The 20,621-nt window shown below is 65.5% G+C and carries 15 protein-coding genes; 8 read left to right on the top strand and 7 right to left on the bottom strand.

All coding sequences use genetic code 11. The features are described 5' to 3' along the window. The first annotated feature begins 49 nt into the window (after window positions 1-49). Window positions 50-694, top strand: a complete 645-nt coding sequence (locus HTUR_RS16360; protein ID WP_012944442.1) for a hypothetical protein — start codon at window positions 50-52, stop codon at window positions 692-694. Window positions 695-794: 100 nt separating this feature from the next. Here HTUR_RS16360 and HTUR_RS16355 read toward each other — a convergent pair whose 3' ends face one another. Next, entirely contained in the window at window positions 795-1,628 is an 834-nt protein-coding gene (locus tag HTUR_RS16355; RefSeq protein ID WP_012944441.1) for a DUF4097 family beta strand repeat-containing protein, read from the bottom strand. A gap of 294 nt (window positions 1,629-1,922) precedes the next feature. Here HTUR_RS16355 and HTUR_RS16350 point away from each other — a divergent pair, with 294 nt between their 5' ends. Both HTUR_RS16350 and HTUR_RS16345 read left to right on the top strand, forming a co-directional pair. Then, window positions 1,923-4,817: a valine--tRNA ligase gene (locus HTUR_RS16350; protein WP_081443476.1), complete on the top strand. Its 2,895-nt coding sequence runs from the start codon at window positions 1,923-1,925 to the stop codon at window positions 4,815-4,817. 463 nt (window positions 4,818-5,280) lie between these two features. Next, complete coding sequence (locus tag HTUR_RS16345) at window positions 5,281-5,634, top strand: DUF7344 domain-containing protein (protein ID WP_012944439.1); 354 nt, start codon at window positions 5,281-5,283, stop codon at window positions 5,632-5,634. A 7-nt stretch (window positions 5,635-5,641) separates the two neighbouring features. Here the strand turns inward: HTUR_RS16345 and HTUR_RS16340 are convergent, their stop codons facing one another. From HTUR_RS16340 to HTUR_RS16330, 3 genes are all read right to left on the bottom strand, one after another. Next, window positions 5,642-6,352: a DUF1405 domain-containing protein gene (locus tag HTUR_RS16340; protein ID WP_012944438.1), complete on the bottom strand. Its 711-nt coding sequence runs from the start codon at window positions 6,350-6,352 to the stop codon at window positions 5,642-5,644. Between the two features lie 122 nt (window positions 6,353-6,474). After that, on the bottom strand, window positions 6,475-8,112 hold the full coding sequence (locus HTUR_RS16335) for an outer membrane protein assembly factor BamB family protein (RefSeq protein ID WP_012944437.1): 1,638 nt from the start codon (window positions 8,110-8,112) through the stop codon (window positions 6,475-6,477). 238 nt (window positions 8,113-8,350) lie between these two features. After that, the gene (locus HTUR_RS16330; protein ID WP_012944436.1) at window positions 8,351-10,024 is read right to left on the bottom strand and encodes a PQQ-binding-like beta-propeller repeat protein; all 1,674 of its coding nucleotides are present in this window, start codon (window positions 10,022-10,024) and stop codon (window positions 8,351-8,353) included. A gap of 120 nt (window positions 10,025-10,144) precedes the next feature. Between HTUR_RS16330 and HTUR_RS16325 the strand changes: the two genes are divergently transcribed. The 3 genes from HTUR_RS16325 (at window position 10,145) to HTUR_RS16315 (ending at window position 12,833) form a co-directional block, all read left to right on the top strand. Then, window positions 10,145-10,927, top strand: coding sequence for an acetoacetate decarboxylase family protein (locus tag HTUR_RS16325; RefSeq protein WP_012944435.1), 783 nt, complete (start codon window positions 10,145-10,147; stop codon window positions 10,925-10,927). 114 nt (window positions 10,928-11,041) lie between these two features. Continuing rightward, complete coding sequence (gene pdxS, locus HTUR_RS16320) at window positions 11,042-11,956, top strand: pyridoxal 5'-phosphate synthase lyase subunit PdxS (protein WP_012944434.1); 915 nt, start codon at window positions 11,042-11,044, stop codon at window positions 11,954-11,956. A 97-nt stretch (window positions 11,957-12,053) separates the two neighbouring features. Then, window positions 12,054-12,833: a hypothetical protein gene (locus HTUR_RS16315; RefSeq protein ID WP_012944433.1), complete on the top strand. Its 780-nt coding sequence runs from the start codon at window positions 12,054-12,056 to the stop codon at window positions 12,831-12,833. A 7-nt stretch (window positions 12,834-12,840) separates the two neighbouring features. On the opposite strand, the gene HTUR_RS16310 is transcribed toward HTUR_RS16315, so the two are convergent. Together HTUR_RS16310 and HTUR_RS16305 are read right to left on the bottom strand one after the other, a co-directional pair. Beyond that, window positions 12,841-13,191 carry a hypothetical protein gene (locus HTUR_RS16310; RefSeq protein WP_012944432.1) on the bottom strand — a complete coding sequence of 117 codons (351 nt, stop codon included), beginning with the start codon at window positions 13,189-13,191 and terminating at the stop codon, window positions 12,841-12,843. 41 nt (window positions 13,192-13,232) lie between these two features. Then, a complete protein-coding gene (locus tag HTUR_RS16305; RefSeq protein WP_012944431.1) occupies window positions 13,233-14,114 on the bottom strand; it encodes a homoserine kinase in 882 nt (293 codons plus the stop codon). A 110-nt stretch (window positions 14,115-14,224) separates the two neighbouring features. Between HTUR_RS16305 and HTUR_RS16300 the strand changes: the two genes are divergently transcribed. Then, window positions 14,225-15,679, top strand: coding sequence for an FAD-dependent oxidoreductase (locus HTUR_RS16300; RefSeq protein WP_012944430.1), 1,455 nt, complete (start codon window positions 14,225-14,227; stop codon window positions 15,677-15,679). Window positions 15,680-15,805: 126 nt separating this feature from the next. On the opposite strand, the gene HTUR_RS16295 is transcribed toward HTUR_RS16300, so the two are convergent. After that, a complete protein-coding gene (locus tag HTUR_RS16295) occupies window positions 15,806-19,000 on the bottom strand; it encodes a methyl-accepting chemotaxis protein (protein WP_012944429.1) in 3,195 nt (1,064 codons plus the stop codon). Window positions 19,001-19,273: 273 nt separating this feature from the next. Here HTUR_RS16295 and HTUR_RS16290 point away from each other — a divergent pair, with 273 nt between their 5' ends. Then, window positions 19,274-20,608 (top strand): ABC transporter substrate-binding protein, encoded by a 1,335-nt coding sequence (locus HTUR_RS16290; protein WP_394298187.1) that lies wholly within the window; start codon window positions 19,274-19,276, stop codon window positions 20,606-20,608. The last annotated feature ends 13 nt before the right edge of the window (window positions 20,609-20,621 follow it).

Genomic DNA, 20,621 nt, shown 5'->3' with positions numbered 1-20,621 from the left:
CTCATAACGGTTCGGATGGAAATCGATGTCGTATAATCCATATTCGATTATGAACACCGATATCGATCGCGAACGGGGGGTTCTCAGCCCCGCGGACCGCGCTTACCTGCTCGGCGACCGCGAGATGAGCCACGACCAGTCGAAACGGAACGCGGAGGCCCGTATTCGACGGCGCATCCGCGCTGCCGTCCTCGATTTCGACCTGTTCTTGCACACGCTGGCCAAGAAGGACCGCAGACAGGTGTTCGAGGAGGCGGCGACCGACGAGGAGTTCCTCGCCGGACTGCGGGCGATGCTCGCGTTCGCCTATCTGGGGCTCGAGGAGTCGGGCACCGACTTCGAGACCGTCCTCGAGCCGGCGGTCAGAAGCTGCGAGGAGTTCCTCGCGGCGAGCGGCGACGAGCGCGTCTCGGTCGACGTGCGCTTCGACGTCGAGACGACCGTCGAGTCCTCGCTGTCGGGCGTCGTCTCGCGGCTCGAGGCCGGCGATCCGGTCACACCGCGCGAACTCTTTACCGTCGTCATGCAGGGCGATCACGATCCGGCGGTTCACGATCGGGTTGTAATCGCTGACGCGGACGCGGACGCGGACGATCTCAGGGACGGCTTCCTCGAGCGGCTGGCGGGGTATCTCGAGGGAGAACTGCGGTACGTGACCGACTCGCGGGCGGTCATCGACCTCGAGGGTGAGTGAGTCCGGCACCGCTTCGAACGCGCCGTTCCCGGCCGAGGCGTGGGATCGCTAGTGATTGCGGGCGACCACCGGCGACCGCTGGCAAGTGGGGCGATGCAGGTTATTCGAGCGATTCGATCGTGACTCGACCCGTGTTCGTCTCGATCCGGAGCCGCGGACCGCCGTCACCGAGCCGTCCCGCGACGCTGTCCTCGCCTCGGGTCGCGTTCTCGAGCGAGAGGTCGTCGACGTCGATCCGACCCGTGCTCGTCTCCACGCGCAGATCGGCGTCGACGGCCTCGCTCACGGCGGCGGTGACCCGTCCGGTCGACGCCGAGATCGTCGTCTCACCGTCGATCGCCGGTACCTCGACGCTGATCCGGCCGGTCGAGGCGGACACGTCGCCGAGTCGCTCCACGTCCCGGATCTCGACCCGGCCCGTGCTCGTCTCGGTGGAGACCGTCCCGTCGACGCCCGCGATATCGACTCGCCCCGTTCCGGTATCCGCGTGTAGATCGCCCGCGACGTCGCGGACGGTGATCCGTCCCGTACTCGTTTCGACGCGTTCGAGGGCGACCTCGCGGGGGATCTCCACGTTGAGGTCCATCGAGGGACGGCTGGCGAGCCACCCCTCGCTGCCGTCCCACTCCGATCGGAGCTCGAGCCGGCCGTCGGTACGCTCGGTCTCGAGGGTCAGGTCCTCGAGATCGGTCCGGACCGAATCGGACTCCTTGACGATCTCGAGTCCCACGTCGTCCCGATCCGCGCCGGCGACCGAGATCTGCCCGATATCGCCGACGATCGCGATCGACGCGGCGTCCTCGAGGGAGATCGTCTCGCTCTCCTCGCTGCGGTTGCTGACCAGCGGCGTCGCTCCGAGACAGCCGGAGAGCCCGAGGAGACCGACTGTTCCGACGCTCCCGAGCAGTTCCCGCCTGGTCATGTCGGCGCTCATACGTGATTGCACGGACCAGTCCGACGTTAAGGGGTCGGTCGGTTGGCGACCGATCAGCCGAACCCCGTATTTTTTATACGACGATCGGATCCCACACTGGACGGCGTGTTCCGCCGCGGACGCCGGGTGAGGGTTTCCGTGACGAAAAACCTAACACCGCTCCCGGCGGAACACCCACGTATCCGTATGCCCACTCCAGTCGCGGTTCCGGTCGGCGCCGTCGACGGTCCGCGCGGCACCGTCTTTGTAGGGGCGCCATAGCCCCGCATTCCCCACCCCGTTTCGACGGATGTATTGTCGGCGACCAGCATTCACCGAGCAACGACCGGTATCAGCAATGAGTACGCACACCTTCGACGCCACGACGACGCACGGCCGACGCCCCGCGCGGGCGGTGAGAGCATGAGTACGGACGCGCCCGAATCGGAGCCGGAGAGCGATCCCGCTGATAGCGAGCCGACCCTCGAGGGCGGTTACGATCCCGAAGCGGTCGAGGATCGCTGGCAGCGGCGCTGGATCGACGCGGACGTCTACGCCTACGAGAGCGACGCCGAGCGCGATCCCAACACGGTCTACGCGATCGACACGCCGCCGCCGACGGTCTCGGGCAGCCTGCACATGGGCCACCTCTACGGCTCGACCCTACAGGACTTCGCCGCGCGATACCAGCGGATGGCCGACGGCGACGTGCTCTTCCCCTTCGGCTACGACGACAATGGGATCGCCAGCGAGCGACTGACCGAGTCGGAACTGGACATCCGCCACCAGGACTACGAGCGCCGCGAGTTCCAGGAGCTCTGCCGCGAGGTCTGTCAGGAGTACGAGGCCGAGTTCACGGAGAAGATGCAGGATCTCGGCACCTCGATCGACTGGAATAACACCTACAAGACGATCGAACCTCGCGTCCAGCGGGTCTCACAGCTCTCCTTCCTCGATCTCTACGAGAAGGGACGGGAGTATCGCAAGAAGGCGCCCGCGATCTGGTGTCCCGACTGCGAGACGGCCATCTCGCAGGTCGAGATGGAAGACGACGAGCGCGGCTCGCACTTCAACGACATCGCGTTCGACGTGGCAAGCGACGGTGCGGACCGCGAGGAGTTCGTCATCTCCACGACGCGACCGGAACTCATCCCCGCCTGCGTCTCCGTCTTCGTCCACCCCGACGACGAGGAGAACCAGGATCTGGTCGGCGAGACCGCCCGCGTCCCGATCTTCGAGCAGGAGGTGCCGATCATCGAGGACGAGCGCGTCGACATGGAGAAGGGCAGCGGCGTCGTGATGTGCTGTACCTTCGGCGACCAGAACGACATCGAGTGGTACCAGGCCCACGACCTGCCGCTGCGCGTGGCCATCGACGAGTCCGCGACGATGACCGACCTCGCCGGCGACTACGAGGGAATGTCGACTGAGGAGGCCCGCGAGGCCATCGTCGAAGACCTCGAGGACGAGGGGTACCTGCGCGACCGCTGGGAGATCTCCCACGCGGTGCAGGTCCACGAACGCTGTGACACCGCCGTCGAGTACCGCGTCTCCAAGCAGTGGTACGTCGAAATTCTGGACCACAAGGAGGAGTACCTCGAGGCCGGCCGGGAGATGGACTGGTACCCCGAGAAGATGTTCAGCCGCTACAAACACTGGATCGAGGGCCTCGAGTGGGACTGGCTCATCTCGCGCCAGCGCGACTCGGGGATCCCATTCCCGGTCTGGTACTGCGCGGACTGCGACCACGAGATCATGGCCGACCGGGAGACGCTCCCGGTCGATCCGCTCTCGGACGAGCCGCCCGTCGATAGCTGTCCCGAGTGCGGGGCTGACGACTTCGTCGCCGAAGAGGACGTCTTCGACACGTGGGCCACCTCCTCGCTGACCCCCCTGATCAACGCGGGCTGGGACTGGGACGAAGACGCCGAGGAGTTCCGAATGGAGAAACCGGAGCTGTACCCGTTCGACCTCCGTCCGCAGGGCCACGACATCATCTCGTTCTGGCTGTTCCACACCATCGTCAAGTGCTACGAGCACACCGGCGAGGTGCCCTTCGACGCGACGATGATCAACGGCCACGTCTTAGACGAGAACCGCGAGAAGATGTCCAAGTCCCGTGGCAACGTCGTCGAACCCGACGAGGTGCTCGCCGACTTCCCCGTCGACGCCGTCCGCTTCTGGGCCGCGAGCGCGGCGGTCGGCGACGACTTCCCGTATCAGGAGAAGGACCTCACCGCGGGCGAGAAGCTCCTGCGCAAGCTCTGGAACGCCTCAAAGCTCGTCGACACGCTCGCGCCCCGCGAGCCCGAGGAACCCGCGGAGCTCGAGGCGATCGACCGCTGGCTGCTGGCGGAACTCGACGACGCCGTCGACGATCTGACCGCCCACCTCGAGGAGTACGAGTTCGCGAAGGCCCGCGATCGGCTGCGGACCTTCTTCTGGAACACGTTCTGCGACGACTATCTCGAGATCGCCAAGACGCGCGAGGACGAGCCGTCGACGCAGTACGCGCTGCGGACGGCCCACCGGACCTTCCTCGAGCTGTGGGCGCCGTTCCTGCCCCACGCGACCGAGGAGATCTGGCAGGCCGTCTACAGCGATGATCCCGCGGACCTCGAGAACACCAGCATCCACGTCCGCGACTGGCCCAGCCCGCAGGGGTACGAGGCCGACCTCGAGGCCGGCGAGGCCGCCATGGACGTCATCTCGGCGCTCCGGCGCTACAAGAGCGAGAATCAGCTGCCGCTGAACGCCGATCTCGAGTCGGTGTCGGTCTACGGCCCCATCGAAGGCTTCGAGGACGCCATCCAGAACGTCATGCACGTCCAGGAGCTGACCGTCCTCGAAGAAGAACCCGAGGTCACCACCGAGATCGCGTCGATTGACCTCGACTACTCGACGCTCGGACCGAAGTTCGGCTCGAAGGTCGGCGAGATCGATTCCGGAATCGAGAGCGGCGAGTACGAGATCGTGAGCGCGGAGCAACGCTCCGCGGAAGAGTCGAGTAGCGCGGAACGAAGTTCCGCGGACAGTCGAGCGGCGCAGCCGCGAGACGACGGCGATGAGCCGCGAGACCGAGATGACGGCGTGCTCCGCGTCGCCGGCGAGGAACTCGAGGACGACCTCTTCGAGGTCGAACGCGAGCGTACCTACTCGGGCGAGGGCGAGATGATCGAGACCGAATCGGCGGTCGTCATCCTCGAATAGTCGCGTAGACCTCGGCGAACCGGTCGCCCCGCTTCTATCGTCGTTCGACTCGAGACACCGCTTTGCGACCGACAGCGTCGCCCGGTCGCGTCGGTAATCGTCAGTGACTGTGGGTGTCGGCGAAGGTTTCGTGTCGCATTCTCCGTCGATCGGACGGCTGACGACCGTGAACAAGCGCCGCTCGAGCGACTCTCGAGCGGACTGGAGTCGAGGACGACCGTCTCGGTTGCTTTCGATCGGCAGACGACGTGTCCCGCCGACGGTCTCCGAGACTGGCCGATCACAGTTCCAAGTATATCCGACTATCCTGTGCGAACACGCGGTATTACTCAACATTCAGGAAATAGGTACGGTGGTAAAGCAACGTTTATCGTCTCGATCGACCATTCGTCGCACGTGCTCTGCTGAAGTCGTTCGTCGCCGCTGAGTCGCGGGTAGTCGCGTAAGCCGAGTACAGAGCACCATGACAACAGAGACGTCGAACGCGGAATCACGGACTGGTACCGACTCGCTCCCAGCGAACACGATCTTCGAGCTGTTGCTCGACGATCAGCGGCGCGACGCGCTGCAGTACTTGTCGGGGAAAGTGGGCGCGGTCGCCCTGGAGGACCTCGTGGCACAGGTCGCACTCCGGGACGGCGAGGCGTCGGGGACGCGAGTCGACGCGATCACGGCCGGGTTCCGCCACAACCACCTGCCGAAACTGATCGACGCGGCGGTCGTGCGGTACGACACGGACGCGGGGACGGTCGAACGCCGTCCGGAGGCGGCGGCGCTCGATCCGTTCCTCCAGCTCGCGCGGCGATACGAACCGTAATCGCCCGCTATCGACCCACGCGGTCCGCCGGGACGCCCCCGCGGGCCGCTTCGCACTTTTTGACGCGGATCGCGAGCGCGAGGAAGACGGCGAGCAGCGCGAACGTCACCTCACCAGCGGCGACGACGCCGAGCGCGTCCGCGCCGAGGAACATCGGCTCGTCCCCCGGGACGGGGACGGCCGTGTGGTGTGGCCCGCCGACGATCGGCACGAAGTAATCGACGATCAGATTGCTGCCGTACCACGCTACCGCCACAGCGACGCCCCACACGGGGAAGTCGGAGATTCGGTGGAGGACGAACGCCTGGACGACCATCGCGAGGTGACTCCAGAAGAGGAACTGGTACATCAGCGGGTTGAGATAGCTGTACGCGTCGGCGAACGCGAGTAGCGTGTACGGCGTCCACAGACCCAGAATGACGTTGCCGAAGAACGCCAGCGACGTCAGCCACGGCTGTTCGTACCCCAGCTTCCAGCAGGCGATCGCCAGCGCGATCAGCAGCGTCGCCATCGGGCTGTCGGGCACCCACGGCCACATCACCGCCGGCGTCTCGCCGAGCTGGGGGCCGTAGTACCAGAAGCCGAAGGCCGTCCCCGCGAGGTTAATCGCCACGACGAGCCACGCGAACCGCAGGCCGAGGTCCTCGAGGGTTTTCGGAACTGGCGTGAGATAAGTCGGCAGCGGCTCCCGGTCGGGCAGCGTGGACGACGCGAACATCGGTTCACTCGGCGTGACGGCCGACACTCGCAAAACAGTAGCGGTTGGTGACTCTCAGTCGAGTCACGGTCGAATGGGCAACGGCAGCACCGTCGAACTCGAGATCCCGACGACTCCGTCCGTCACTCTGCCGGTTCGTCCGCGTCGACCCGTCGGCGCAGCCACTCGAGGCCGAGGCCACCGCCGACGAGCCCCGTGCCGGTGGTGAAGCCCGGAACGCCGTCGCCGGTGCCGTCATCCTCGGCGTCCGTCGTCGCGTTCTCCGTCGGATCGTCGCCGTCCCCGTTTCCGTCGTCAGCCGTCCCGTCGCCGCCGGCCTCCCCGGGGCTATTATCGTCATCGTCGGAATCGCCGCTCGAGTCGTCCGCGTCGTCTTCCGTGCCCGCATCGCCGTCCGCGTCTTCGCCGGTGTCTTCGGGGGCGTCCTCGTCACCGTTCGCGTCGCCGCTCTCGCCCGCGTCTCCCCCGTCGGAGTCGCCGGAACCCTCGCCCTCCCGCTCGTCGGCTCCGTTCTCATCGCCCTCGTCAGTCGCGTCTTCGTCGCCTGCTCGCTCGCGGAGCGCGACGAGTTCGCCGTCGTGATCGACGTAAATCGTCTCGCCGCTGATCGCGCGAACGTGCCCGACCGGTGCGTCGTCTCTCGAGAGAGCCCACTTCTCGCTCCCGTCGCGTTTGTCGAGCGCGACGAGTTTCCGATCGTAATCCCGGTCTCCGTAATTGTGGCCGTCCGTGACGAAATAGACGTAGACGGTCTCGCCGCTGATAACCGGCCTGTAACCGTAGGTGTACGTAACGTCGAGTTTCCAGTCGCCTTCGCCATCGCGGATGGATTGACTGCCGTAGCCGTGATCGTCTCCGGCGATCGTGGATTCGTCGCTGAGTGCCGGTGCATTGTGCGCCACGACCGGGTACAGCCGCTCGCCGGTCTGCGCATCGTAGTGGAGGTACTCGGGATTCCAGGTCGTATTGACGAGAACCGCCGTCGTCGTCGCCTGGATACCGGTCCTCGTGGCCACGATATTAGACCACGGTGTGCCCCGCCAGACCTCGTCTCCAGTTGCAGGATCGAAAGCGAGGGGACCGCCCTCCGTTCCGACGTAGACGACGCCGTTCGCCGCGGCGGTTCCGGTGACGAAATCGTACGCTCGCTCCTCGCCATCGTCCATCTCGATGGAAACCGAGTCCTTCTGCCACCGGACAGACCCGTCGTCGGCCTCGAGGGCGTACAGCGTCCCATCGACGACGGCGAAAACGCTGTCGTACGCCACTGTGTGACTACTCGTCCACTCCTCGGGACCGAGGTCGCTCTCCCAGCGGACGCTGCCGTCTTCTCGGTCGAGCGCCACGATCTCGTCGCCGCTGAGATACACCATTTCGCCGACGACCGCGGGGCTGTACGCGTCGGCGTCGGTGCTCTCCCAGACGAGCGAGCCGTCGGCCGCGTCGAGGGCGACGACACCGTCCTCGGTCGTCGTGTACACGGTGTCGTTGGCGACTGCAACGGAGTCCGTCTGGTCGACGGACCAGGCGACCTCGAGGTCGCCGTCGAACTCGTAGCCGTCCTCAACGAATCGCGCGTGACCGGCGTCGCCGGATCTCGATGGCCAGTCCTCGTCGGCCATCCTCGGGTTCGGAGGGATGTCCGGATCCGGCAGATCCGTGGCGTCGCCATCCTCGGATCCCGCACCAATCGACGTGAGCCCACCGACCGAAAGCGCTGCACCTGTCGCCAGTACCGAACGGCGATACCAGTCTTCCATACGCCATCGGTATCAGATACTGTCGTTACTATCTGGTATCTAAAATTGAATTATATCTATTATAATCGTTTCACGCTATAAAAATCTTCAAACACCGATCTCCACGCTTTAGCGCGTAGACAACGGCAACGACGGCACGGTGATGTACGAATTCGTCGCCGCACTCGAGGAGCGACGGACACGACCGCCTCGGTTTCCCGGTTTAGCGTCGGCGGTCGACTAGAGCGGGCAGCGTGAACTACTCGGCCGGTTCGTCCGCGTCGTCCCGTCGGCGTAGCCACTCGAGACCGAGTGCACCGCCGAGAAGTCCTACACCGGCGGTGAAGCCCGGCGTCCCGTCGGTATCATCGTTATCCTCGGCGTCGGTCGATCGGTTCTCCGTCTGCCCGTCGCTGTCGGCGTTTCCGTCGTCATCGCTTCCGTCTTCGTCAGCGCTGTCACCGTCACTACTCTCGGTATCGCCAGTGTCGCCGCCATTGCTGCTCTCGTCGTCGGCGTCACTGCCGTTGCTGCTCTCGTTGTCGGCGTCTCCGTTATTACTGCCTCCGTCGTCGTCAGCGTCTCCACGGCCGTCGTCAGCGTCATCGGATTTGTCGGCCGATCCGTCGTCGTCGGAACCCTCATCCTCCCGCTCGTCATCCCCGTTCTCCTCGCCCTCGCTATCTGCTGGCTCGCGGAGTGCGACGAGATCGCCGTCGTCTACGACGTAGATCGTTTCGTCGCTGATCGCACAGATCGGTCCGACCGGCGCATCGTCGTTCGAGATCGCCCACTTCTCGGTTCCCTCGTATTTGTCGAGCGCAACGAGTTCATAGCTGTATTTCGGCCACGACGACATTCCATCCGACTCGTCTTCGAAATAGGTATAGACGGTTTCTCCGCTAATGACCGGTTGGCCAGCGTCATAGAGAATTGGTATTTCCCAACTGTATTCCTCGCCTTTGATAGACATGGCACTCAGATACTGGGCACCTATGCCGGTATACATCTCCTCTCCGAGCGTCAGGTCTCCGTATTCTGCCGTTCCTATCTTGAGATGCTCGCCCGTCTGTGCGTCGCGAATCTGCCGCTCGGCAAAACTAATCCTCCCGAGGGCGACCGCAGCCGTAGTTGCACGGGTCTGCGCGGACGTGGATTTGGTTTCGTGCCGCCAGACTTCGGCTCCGGTCTCAGGTTCGACCGATAGAGTGATTCCCTCTGTGGCGGTATACACGACACCGTTTGCCGCGGCCACAGACGTGAAAAATACGTATTCGTCCTCTTCGTCGGCAGTTGCAACCGAATCGATCTCCCACCGGACGGACCCGTCGTCGGCCTCGAGGGCGTACAGCGTGCCGTCGACGACGACGAACACGGCGCCGTAGGCGACCGTCTGGGTCTCGATCGGTTCCTCCGGATCGAATTCGGTCTGCCAGCGGACACTGCCGTCCGCGACGTCGAGTGCGAAGAGTTCCTCGCCCGTGACGTAGACGGTGTCGCCGACGACCGACGGATCGCTCACGTTGATATCGTCGTTCTTCCAGCGCAGCGACCCGTCCGCTGCGTCGTACGCGGCGACGCCGAACGAACCCTGTTCGAACGCGAGTGTCGTGGGACCGGTCACGTAGACGGTCCCGTCGGCCACGGCGACCGACGGGATCCGATGGGGCCACTCGAGGTCGCCCTCCGCGGCGGTCCAAGCGACTTCGAGGTCGCCGTTGAACTCGTACCCATCTTCGATAAATCGTGCGTGACCGGCGTCGCCGGCGAACGACGGCCAATCTTCGTCCACCATCTCCGGGTTCGGAGCGACGTCCGGATCGGGTAGATCCACGGCGTCGTCACCTTCGGACCCCGCACCGATCGAAGCGAACCCGCCGGCCGAGAGCGCTGCACCTGTCGCCAGTACCGAACGGCGATGCCATTCTTCCATGCCACGATCTGTTCGGAGTGCTGTCGTTACTATCTGGTATCTAAGGCTGAATTGTAAAACGCTCAACCGTTTCGAACGGCACCCCCTGCACTTTAGCGCGTCGCGTTCGTCGATCGTCGCATGCAGCGCAGTCCCGACACCCGATCTCGAGTAACCCTCTCGACCGGCCACGAGATCGACCTCCCGCTCGAGCTCGCCCTCGCGATGGGCGGCGTGACGGTTCCGGCCCGGCGTAGCCGACTCGAGGCGCTCCTGCCGGACGACCTCTCCGCGCTCGCGATCGCACCCGGACTCAGTTGCGTGACGTTCGTCGGAATACAGTATCACCGCGTCGGCGGCCGGTTCGACGATACCGAGGGCGACGGCGCGCTCGAGCCCTACGACGAGTTCGCGGTCATCCTCCCCGCGGTCCGGAACGGGCGGACCGACGCGCCGGGCGCGCAACTGGTCGGCGGCGAGATCGGCGGCTACGTCCACTGGCTCCCCGTCACGACCGACGCCTCGGTCGCGCTCGGCCGCGAGATCTGGGGGTATCCGAAGGAGCGGGCCGACATCGAGATCGACGACGGGCCCCAGAGGTTCCAGTGCGTCGTCGCCGAGGATTCCGACGACGGTCGAGGGCGGGAACGGGCTCGGCTCGCGGTCGCTCCGCCCCGAACTCGAGTCGGCACCGATCACCGCGAGTGGACGCTATGGAACTACACGACCATGGGCGACGATCTCCTGCGGACGCGGGCCGAGATCCGGGGGGACATTTCGTTCGGAACGCCGGTCGGCGCGACGCTCGAGGTCGATTCAGAACTGCGAGCGCAATTAGGCTGCTGGACTCAGCCGATCGCGCGACTGTCCGGGCCTCGAGTGCGTGCACGGCTGCATCCGGGCGAACCGGTCGGTGAGGCGTGAGACGCGTCCCTACTGTCGCCGTTTCCGCTCCGGCTGACCGGCTTCGGTTCTGTCATCCGTGTGACTCGGACTCGAACGGACACGCGTAAGTACAGTGGCTCACAACTGCGTACTATGACTGACGAAACCGAGACCGATCTCGAGGAACTCAGGCGCGGAACCGACCTCGTCAAGCGCGGCTTCGCCCAGATGCAGAAGGGTGGCGTCATCATGGACGTCGTCAACAAGGAACAGGCTCGTATCGCCGAGGACGCCGGCGCGGTCGCCGTGATGGCACTGGAAGCCGTCCCGGCGGACATCCGCAAACGCGGCGGCGTCGCCCGGATGGCCGACCCCGCCGACGTCGAGGAGATCGTGAACGAAGTGTCGATCCCGGTGATGGGCAAATCGCGGATCGGCCACATGAAGGAGGCCCAGATCTTAGAGGCCGTCGGCGTCGACATGATCGACGAGTCCGAGGTGCTCACCCCCGCCGACGACGCCTACCATATCGACAAGCGTGACTTCACCGCACCGTTCGTCTGCGGCGCCCGCAACTTAGGTGAGGCGCTGCGCCGGATCGACGAGGGCGCGGCGATGATCCGAACCAAGGGCGAGGCCGGCACCGGCGACGTCAACCAGGCCGTCCACCACCAGCGGACGATCAAGGGTGCGATCCGCGAACTCGAGGGGATGAAACACGAGGAGCGCGAGGCCTTCGCTCGAGAGATCGAGGCGCCCGCGGAACTGGTCCACGAGACCGCCGAGATGGGCCGTCTTCCGGTCGTCAACTTCGCTGCCGGCGGCATCGCGACGCCCGCCGACGCCGCGCTCATGATGCACCACGAGTGCGACGGCATCTTCGTGGGCAGCGGCATCTTCGGCGCCGAGAACCCGCCCGCGATGGCCGAAGCGATCGTCGAGGCGACGAACAACTGGGACGACCCCGAGCGACTCGCCGACATCTCGAAGAACCTCGGCAAGGGGATGAAAGGCGACGCGAACGCCGACCTCCCCGAGGACGAGAAACTGCAGGGCCGAGGCGTCTAACCGACTGGCGGCGAAACTCGCTTTCGGTACGGACGGTCCCGACGCGCAACCGATCGGCAAGCAACTCCGTTATCCCCGTCTAGCACCTCCATTTCGTATGAGTCAAACGACGTCTCCATCTGCCGCCGAGCAACTGTCGGACCGGGTCGAAGCGGGAACCGAACGGTTGATCCGGGAAACTACCGACGGCGAGACGTCCGATTCGCTGTCGGCGACGGCGGCCGAACTGTGGGACGTCGTCGAGGAAGTCGAAGACCTCCTTGAGACGATCGATCTCGAGAATTTGCCGGACGTCGTCGAGCTGTCGGCGCTACCGGATCTCCTCAAGCTAGACGCACTTCCCGACGCGATTCGCGAGAAGGATCTGGACCAGGTGCTGGATCTCAGCACGGTTCGACGCGCCGTCAACCTTCACGAACTCTGGAACACCGTCGACCTCGTCGATTTCCAGAAGGAGCTACGACAACTCAAGGCCGAACTCGAGGACGTCGTCGGTCCCGACGCGCTTGACTCCTCGGGCGACTCCGAGGCAGCAGCGGAAGTGAGGTCGTTCGTCGACGAGATAAAACCCGACGCGGTGGACGCGGCGATCCAACAGAAGGCGAAAAAGGCCGCCAAAACGGCACGGAACGGAGTCATCGAGGGACACTCGAAATTCGAGACCCTGTACGAGTCGAAGCAACGAGGCTCCGGCTACGCCGGCCGGAAACCGGTGTCGAATAACCCGACTGCGGTCTCATCGGTGCCCTACGGCCCGCTCCCGGCCGGCATCTCTACGCGCGTGTCGACCGTGCCAGGGAACGTTCGCGGGGCCAAGGTCGACGCGCTTCCGCGGATCTACGGTCGCCGTTGGAAGACGGCTCGCAGACCGCGGTAGCTCGGGGCTACCACCACGTCTCCGGCGGTGGAACGACCCCTGTTTCGACGAGCGCGAGAAACGCGAGATACGTCACCGCTCCGCCACAGAACAGCGACAGCACGACCTCCGGTGCGGCGGTGGCGCCGACGGCGACGACGATCAGCGCCGCGACGAGGGACAGTCCCTCCACGAGCGGTCGTTCCCAGTAGTCGCGGACGGTCTCGTACGCCCGAGCGGCCACGAGTTCGAAGACGATCGTGCCGAGTCCGCCGAGAGCGACTGCGAGGGGCGATAGCGACGCGTCGACGAGGACGAACGCGATCCCGACGGCCGCGAGAACGAGTGTCGCGAGCGCGGCGTCGGTTCGGGTCCCCATGGTTCATTCGACTCGAGACGACTCGAGACAGGAATCGACGATCAGTCCCGGTACAGCGTCGCGCCCTCGCCGATCCGGGTCTGGTAGGCGCGACTCTCGATGCCGAGGGCGTCGAACGCGTCGATCATCGCGCCGGCGATCGCGCCCTGGTCGGGGCGGTGACAGGCCGCGAGGATACCCGGCCCGGCGCCGCTGACGGTGACGCCCGTCGCGCCAGCCTCGAGGGCGGCGTCGCGAACGCGGTCGTAGCCGTCGATCAGGGCGGTGCGTTCGGGGGTGACGATGGCGTCTTCCATCCCGCGGCCGACGAGGTCGGGATCGTCGCGGGTCATCCCGACGGTCAGCGTCGCGGCGTTGCCGACGGTGTCGACGACGTCCTCGAGGGCGGCCGAATCGGGGACGACCTCTCGCGCGTCGCGCGTGGAAACGGACATCTCGGGGAGGCAGGCGACGACGGGAATCGAGGCGTCAAGTTGCGTGACGCCGTCGTCGGTGACGACAGTAAAGCCGCCCAGCAGCGAGGGGGCGACGTTGTCGGCGTGGGCCTCGCCGGAGACGAGCGCCTCGCCCTCGGCGGCGATAGGGACGAGCTCCTTCCGGGAGAGTCCGCGATCGTAGAGCGCGTTGAGGGCGACGGCCGCGGCGGCCGCGCTGGCCGCCGAGGAGCCCAGCCCCGAGGAGGGCCGCACGCCCTTGTCGATCTTGATGTGGGCCGGCGCGTCGAGGGCGTCGGCGACCGCCCCGACGGTGTTCTGTTCCGGATCCTCCGGAATGTACTGGCTGCCGGCGCCGGTCACGGAGATCCGCGTTTCCGGCGCGCGTTCGACTCGGACCACGTCGGCGGGCGTGCCGAGGGCGACACCGAAGACGTCGAAGCCACTCCCGAGGTTCGCACTCGTCGCGGGTGCCCGCACGGTGAGCATGCCGATTCCTTCCGAGACGGCAGGCAAAAAGGTAGCGGACCGCGACGGCCCGCCGGCCCGTCGACCGGCCGACCGCAATTGCAAAGGGTCGCTACTCCCGTTCACTGCATATGATCGGCGTCGTCGGCGGATCGCTGTCCGGACTCGCGGCCGCCTACCGGCTCCGCCAGCGCGGCTACGACGTCCGCGTCTTCGAACCGGGCGACGAACTGGGCGGCATCGCGGCGACGACCCCGTCTCCGACTTCGCCTTCGTCGTCTTCGGCTCAGTCTCCGTCTTCGTCTGCACCGTCTCAGTCTCCGTCCTGGCCGTCACCCCTGTCTCCATCGTCGCCGTCTGGAACCGCCACTACACCGCTCGAGCGCGTCCCCGTTTCGTTTACCCGACCCAGAGACGAGGTCGCTCTCGAGTTGCTCGCGGAACTCGGCCTGTCCGGTCACCTCGAGTGGGGACCGATCCGGACGGCGATGTACGTCGACGGCATCGTCCACCCCGTCGACGCGCCCTGGGAGTTTCTGGCCTACCCGCCGCTGTCGCTGTCGGATACCGCGCGTCTCGCCGCCCTCCAGAGCGGGATCGATTGCCGCGGCCTCCCTCGACGACGGCCGCAGTTCGACGCCTACGAGCCGTCGGATTACAGCGACGTCCCGGCGGAGGCGTTCGTCCGCGAGCACGCGAGCGACGCCGTCTACGAGCGGTTCTACGGACCGCTGCTCGAGGCTCGCTTTGGCTCGGCGGCGGCGAATGTCAGCGCCGCGTGGGTGCTCGAGCACTGTCGCGGCCGGGTGGACCGCACTCGGTTCGGCCGGGAGAAGCACGGCTATTTCGCCGAGAGCGCGGCCGTCCTCGTCGAGGCGCTCGTCGACGCCGTCGGCCGCGAGCGGATCGCGACGAACGCGCGCGTGAGCGAACTCGGGACGGCGGACGGCGCCGTCGAGTCGCTCACCGTCGACCGGGGCGACGCGAGCGAGCGCCACGCCGTCGACGCGGTCGTGCTGGCGACCGTTCCGGAGGCCCTCGAGTCGTCGCTTGGATCCCCGTCGGTATCGTTTCGAACGCGGACCTGTCTGCGGGTCTCGACGACCGCCGAAACGCAGCTGACCGACGCGTATCGCGTGACGATGGTCGACGATGCACCCTTCGGCGAACTCGTCGCACCGACGATACCGCGCTCGCCCGACGCGTCCAGCGGTCACCGGTACTACCTGCTCGACGGCGGCGAAGCGGTCGCCGACGGTCGCTCGAGCGCGACGATCGAACGACGGTGGCTCGAGGCGCTGGCGTCCCGGTTCTCCGCGTTCGACCGGAACGACCTCGTCGCCGTCGACTCGACGCGGATCCGGCAGCCGGTCCCCGACGGCGTTCACTCGAGCGTCAACGGAGCGTCTCCGCACGCGCGCGCGACTGATCTTGACGGCATCTACGACGCGACGGTCGTCCGGCAGCCGCAGTTCCCCCAGCGACGCGCCGGCGGCGCGCTCGAGACCGGCCTGCGTTGTGCGCGGGCGGTCTCCGAGCCGAGTCGCCGGTCTCGGCTCGACGGCCGGCGGATCACTGAGCAGTGAGTGGGTACCGCGTACGAGAGGCCACTGCGTACGGACGAGAGATGAGAACAGAACGGCGATTCACGGCGGCGAATCCCGACGAAATCGATCGACGTGAAGCGGAGCGACTCGAGTCGCGTGTTCGCGCTACTCGTCGGTGGTTCCGAACGTGAACACGTCGTCGTCGGTCGCGTCGGTGTCGTCGTCGGTCACATCAGTGTCGTCGTCGTCGGTAGCAGCCGTCTCAGCGTCATTCGACCCGACGTCTCCGTCGCCGGTCTCGTCGGACTCGTCGTCTTCGACCGGCTCGAGTGCCGTCACCGAGTCCGCGTCGTCCGCGAGCGGATCCGTCGCGTCCGCCGCGGCGTCCTCGGATTCGTCGGTCGCATCGACGTCGGCTGCCGGTTCGTCGGTCTCGTCGTCATCGGCTTCCGGTTCGCTGACGGTCGTGCCGTCGTCGTCGATCCCGAGGATCTCCTCGGCGGCGAGTTCGCCGCCCGCGGTCGTCTCGCCGTCGGCCGCCGACTCCTGGTCCGACCGGTCCGACTCCTCGAGAGCGGCCGGAGCAGGCGCCGGCGTCGGTTCGGCGTCGATATCGCTCTCGGGTTCGGTCTCGCTCGTCGACCCGCTGTCCGTGATCGACGTCTGATCGCCCGATTCGGCCTCGAGCGCGTCTGTGTCCGGAGCCGGCGCGGGTTCGATATCGGCCGCATCAGCGGTCTGCGCGATGTCGTCTGCGGGCTCGGTCTCCGCCGACTCGGCCTCGAACGACTCGGTCGGCTGCTCTGCCTCACGTTCGGTCGGCTGCTCCGCGTCGGGTTCGGTCGCTTGCTCGTCGGTCCGCTCGGGCGACTCGAGCGTCTCGCTGTCGTCGGTCGAGAGGGTGATTCCCTGCCCTCGCTGGTCGCCCTCCGACGCCGGCGGTTGCTCGTCGGACCGTGACTCGTCCACGGCCGCGTCGGCCGCGGCGTCGAACTCGGGCGGACGCTCCGTCGCGGTCGGATCGTCATCGTCGTCCGAATCGCGGTCGCTCTCGAGTCGCTCGCGGTCGATGCCGGTCTCGAAGCGATCGAGCGCTTCGGAGAGCTCCGCGGCCTGGCCGGAGAGGTCGGAGGCGGACTGGGTCACTTCGGTCAGGGCCGTGGTCTGCTCTTCGGCGGCGGCGGCGACGTTTTCGGCCTCGGTGGTCGTCTCCTCGGAGATCGTCGCGGCGTCGTCGACCATCGCGACGACTTCCTGCGTCGAGGCGGCCTGCTCTTCGGTCGCGGCGGAGATCTCCTGGACGCCCACGTTGGTCTCCTGGGCGAGGTCGGCGATCTCCTCGAGCGCTTCGACAGCCTCGGTGACCTGCTCGCCGGCGGCCTCGATCTGGTCGCTGGTGCCCTCGACCTCGTTCGCGGACCGCTCGGTGCGCTCGCGGATCGCCTCGAGGCGGTCCTCGGCTTCGTCAGCGGCCTCGGCGACGTCTTCGGAGAGGGCCTTGACCTCCTTCGCGACGACGGAGAACCCTTCGTCGTCCTGTCCGCCGGCGGAGCGGGAGGCCTCGATGTTGGCGTTCAGCGCCAGCATGTTCGTCTGGCGGGCGATCTCGGAAATCGTGTTGATCAGTTCGTCGATCTGCTGGACCTCTTGCTCGAGGCGGCGGATCTCGCTGACGGCGTCTTCCGCCTCGGTCTCGATCTGGTCCATCGCGGTGATCGCTTCGTGGGCGGCCTCCTGTCCTTCCTGGCCGGTGTCGACCGTCCGTTCGGCGATGTCCGCGACCTCGTTCGAGGAGGCGGCGATCTCCTCGGTGGTCGTCGAGAGCCCGCTCATCTCCTGAGTGACCGACTGCAGCGACTGGTTTTGCTGCTCGGCGCCGTCGGAAATCTCCTGGATCGACTCCGTGACCTGCTCGGAGGCGGAGCGAACCTCTTCGCTGGAGGCGGTCACCTGCTCGGAGGCGGTCGCGACGTCGGTCGCGAACCGGTTGAGGTCGGCGACGGTTTCCTCGATCTCCTCGAGCATGTCGTTGAAGTCCGCGGCGATCTCCGCCATCGCCTCGTTGTCCGTCTCGGCGTCCATCCGGGCGGTCAGATCGCCGGCGGCGGCCGCCTCCATCACGTCGCTGTACTCGTCGGCCGTCCGCTCGAGTTGCCCGTTGATCTCCGCGATGCGCTCGCGCTCTCGTTCGGCGTCCTCGCGAGCGGCTTCGGCCTCTTCGATCTGTTCGCCCAAGGCGACGCGCATCGAGTCGAAGCCCTCGTAGAGTCGGCCGATGTTGTCGATGCGTTTCGTCTCGAGGTCGACGTCTAAGTCGCCCTCCTCCATCTTGCTGGCCTTGTCGGTGAGCCGATCGATCGAAACGGCGGTGTTCCGACCGAGGACGACGCCGACCACGCCGATCATGAGCACGCCGACGATCGTCGCGATGCCGCCCCACCGGCCGATCGTGGTGACGAACCCGAGCGCCTGATCGGTCGGTTCGTGGGTCACGATGACCCAGTCGGTACCGAAGATGCGAGCAGCACTCGTGACGTATTCGCCGTCGTTTCCGAAGTCGTAGGCGTCGTTCTCGAAGGCCAGCGACGAGCCGGCGACCTGCCGCGTAGTCGCTCCCTCTGTTCGGGCGGACTCCAAGAGACTCGTGTCGCCACCGTAGGCCATGCCGAACGTCCCGTGGGATTCGCTGTAGTCCGCCGTGTTATCGATCATGACCTCGTTGTCGCCGTCGAGAACCATCGTCGTGACGCCGTCGTCGTTCTGAAGCTGGTTCGCGTAGGCTTCGAGATTGGCGGTGTAGATGATCGCCCGGTCCTCGTTTTCGGCCGAGAGTTGGACGTAGGTGATCACGGTGGTGTTCTGACCGAACTCTCCCTCGGCGAGGTAGGCGTCCGAGACCCAGGGGACGTTTTCGGTGGCCGTCGAGTAGGCCTCGTCAGGAACGGTGTCGATCTCGGTGGTCGCCCTATCGCGGTACGCCTCGTTGGTACTGGCCGTGACGGTATCGTTGTTGAGGTCGACGTAGGAGATATCGAACGTGTCAGCATCTAAGTGCTCCTGCCAGTCGAGGAAGCGGTACTGGATCGCTGCCGGATCGTCGCTGGCGACGACGTCGGATCGGGCGATCGTCCCGATCGTGTGTTCGTTCTGTTCGTTCCACATCTGTAGGCTCTGTGCTTCCTGTTCGGCCGAAGAAGCGTGATCTTCCTGAACCCGGTCTTCTACCTGATTCGTGATCGCTCCCGTTGCACCGGCTCCGAGTAGCCCTACCGAGAGTCCGAGAATCAGCAACGCGATTCCGAACTTCACTGCATACCTGCGTCGGATAGCTGTCGGCACCAACCGTCGAACGAAATCCATGATAGCGTACGGGTGATTTCGTTACTACATAAATGGTGATCTGCAGTTATCGGTACTGATAACGGGACTCAATAAATAGATGTGTTGCGAAATCCATAACAATAAAATATACGGGCTCTAATAGGAATGATTATGGAGATATCGGGTGTGAATTTCGGATCAAACTAACGATTCCAACATACTATCTCTGCTGTCGCGCCTGCCGGACTGTTTCCCTTCCTCATGCTATTCTCCGCAAACGTTAAGAAACGTAGGTCGAAACAACTGTTCAATATGAACGACAATACCCCCAGGAATGGGGACGGAAATACTTCTGCTGGCGCTACTCAGCGACGCGATCTCGATCGCCGTCACGTGCTCAAAACGACGGCTGGCGGAGTGGTCGGCCTCTCACTGGCGGGCTGTATCGAGACCGTCGGATCGGTCGTGGGGAGCGCCGATATCGATCCGGTTACGATCGGCGTTCTGGCACCCGATCCGGACAGCAACTCCACCGGGCAATCGATCGTCGAGGGAGCCGAAATCGCTCGCGACCAACTCAACGACGACGACGGAATCGACGGTCGAGCCGTCGAACTGGCCATTGGCGACACGAACGGGAGTCCGCTCGAGGCGCGCCGTCAGTACCAGCGGCTCGTTCTCGAGGAAGGCGCGGACGTTACGATCGGCGTCGCCACCTCCGAGGTACTCATCCACTTGATGGACGACATTGCCGAGCAGGAGATCCCCCATCTCACGGTCGGTTCCGCGACGACGGCGGCGAGCCGGATGGTCAGCGACCAGTACGAGGAGTACAAGTACCATTTCCGTGTCGGTCCGATCAACGACGTGAACCTCGCCGAGACCCAGATCGATTTTCTGGACGAGATGGGACCTGAACTCGACTGGGGCTCCGTCGCTATCCTCGTCGAAGACTACGATTGGACCGAGAGACTGTGGGAGGTGTACCAGAACCGATTGGGTGACACGGCCGTCGACGTTGCGATGCAAAAGCGGTACGCACCGGCGACTGACGACTTCTCGGACATCTACGACGAGGTCGAACGGACGGGAGCCGACGCGGCGATCATTGCGGCAGCCCACACTGGAACTCGGGCCGTGATGGATTGGGGGCCAGCGGAACGGCCGTTCGCCTTCAGCGGAATTCACGTGCCGATGCAGCTGTCCTCGTACTACGGAATGGTCGACGGCGCCTGCCGCTACGCGACCGGGTACGCCTTTGCGACACCGACCACCGAAACCACCGAAAAGACCCTGCCGTTCGTCGACGAGTACCAGCGCAGGAACGACGGGTCCGCGCCCGTCTACACCGGCTATATCTCGTTCGACGCGGTCAAACTCTTCGCGAAGGCGGTCGAGGAGGCCGAAACGTCCGACTCCGACGAGCTGGTGAGCGAACTCGAGGACATTTCCGTTACCGGGACGACCGGAACCATTGAGTTCCACGACTCGAGCCACGAGCACGCCCACGACGTCATCTACGGTGAAGACAACGTCCACCCGCTGTTCTTCCAGTGGCAGGAGAACGACGACGGGACGGGCGTCCAGCAGACTATCTGGCCCGAGGAGCACAAGACGGCCGACTACGCCGAACCGGACTGGTTTTAACAGCGACTCGAGT

Origin of the sequence: Haloterrigena turkmenica DSM 5511, from assembly GCF_000025325.1 — an archaeon.
Classification (GTDB): Archaea; Halobacteriota; Halobacteria; order Halobacteriales; family Natrialbaceae; genus Haloterrigena; species Haloterrigena turkmenica.
The sequence above is the reverse complement of the archived record's forward strand: the minus strand, read 5'-3'. Positions and strand labels throughout refer to the sequence as shown.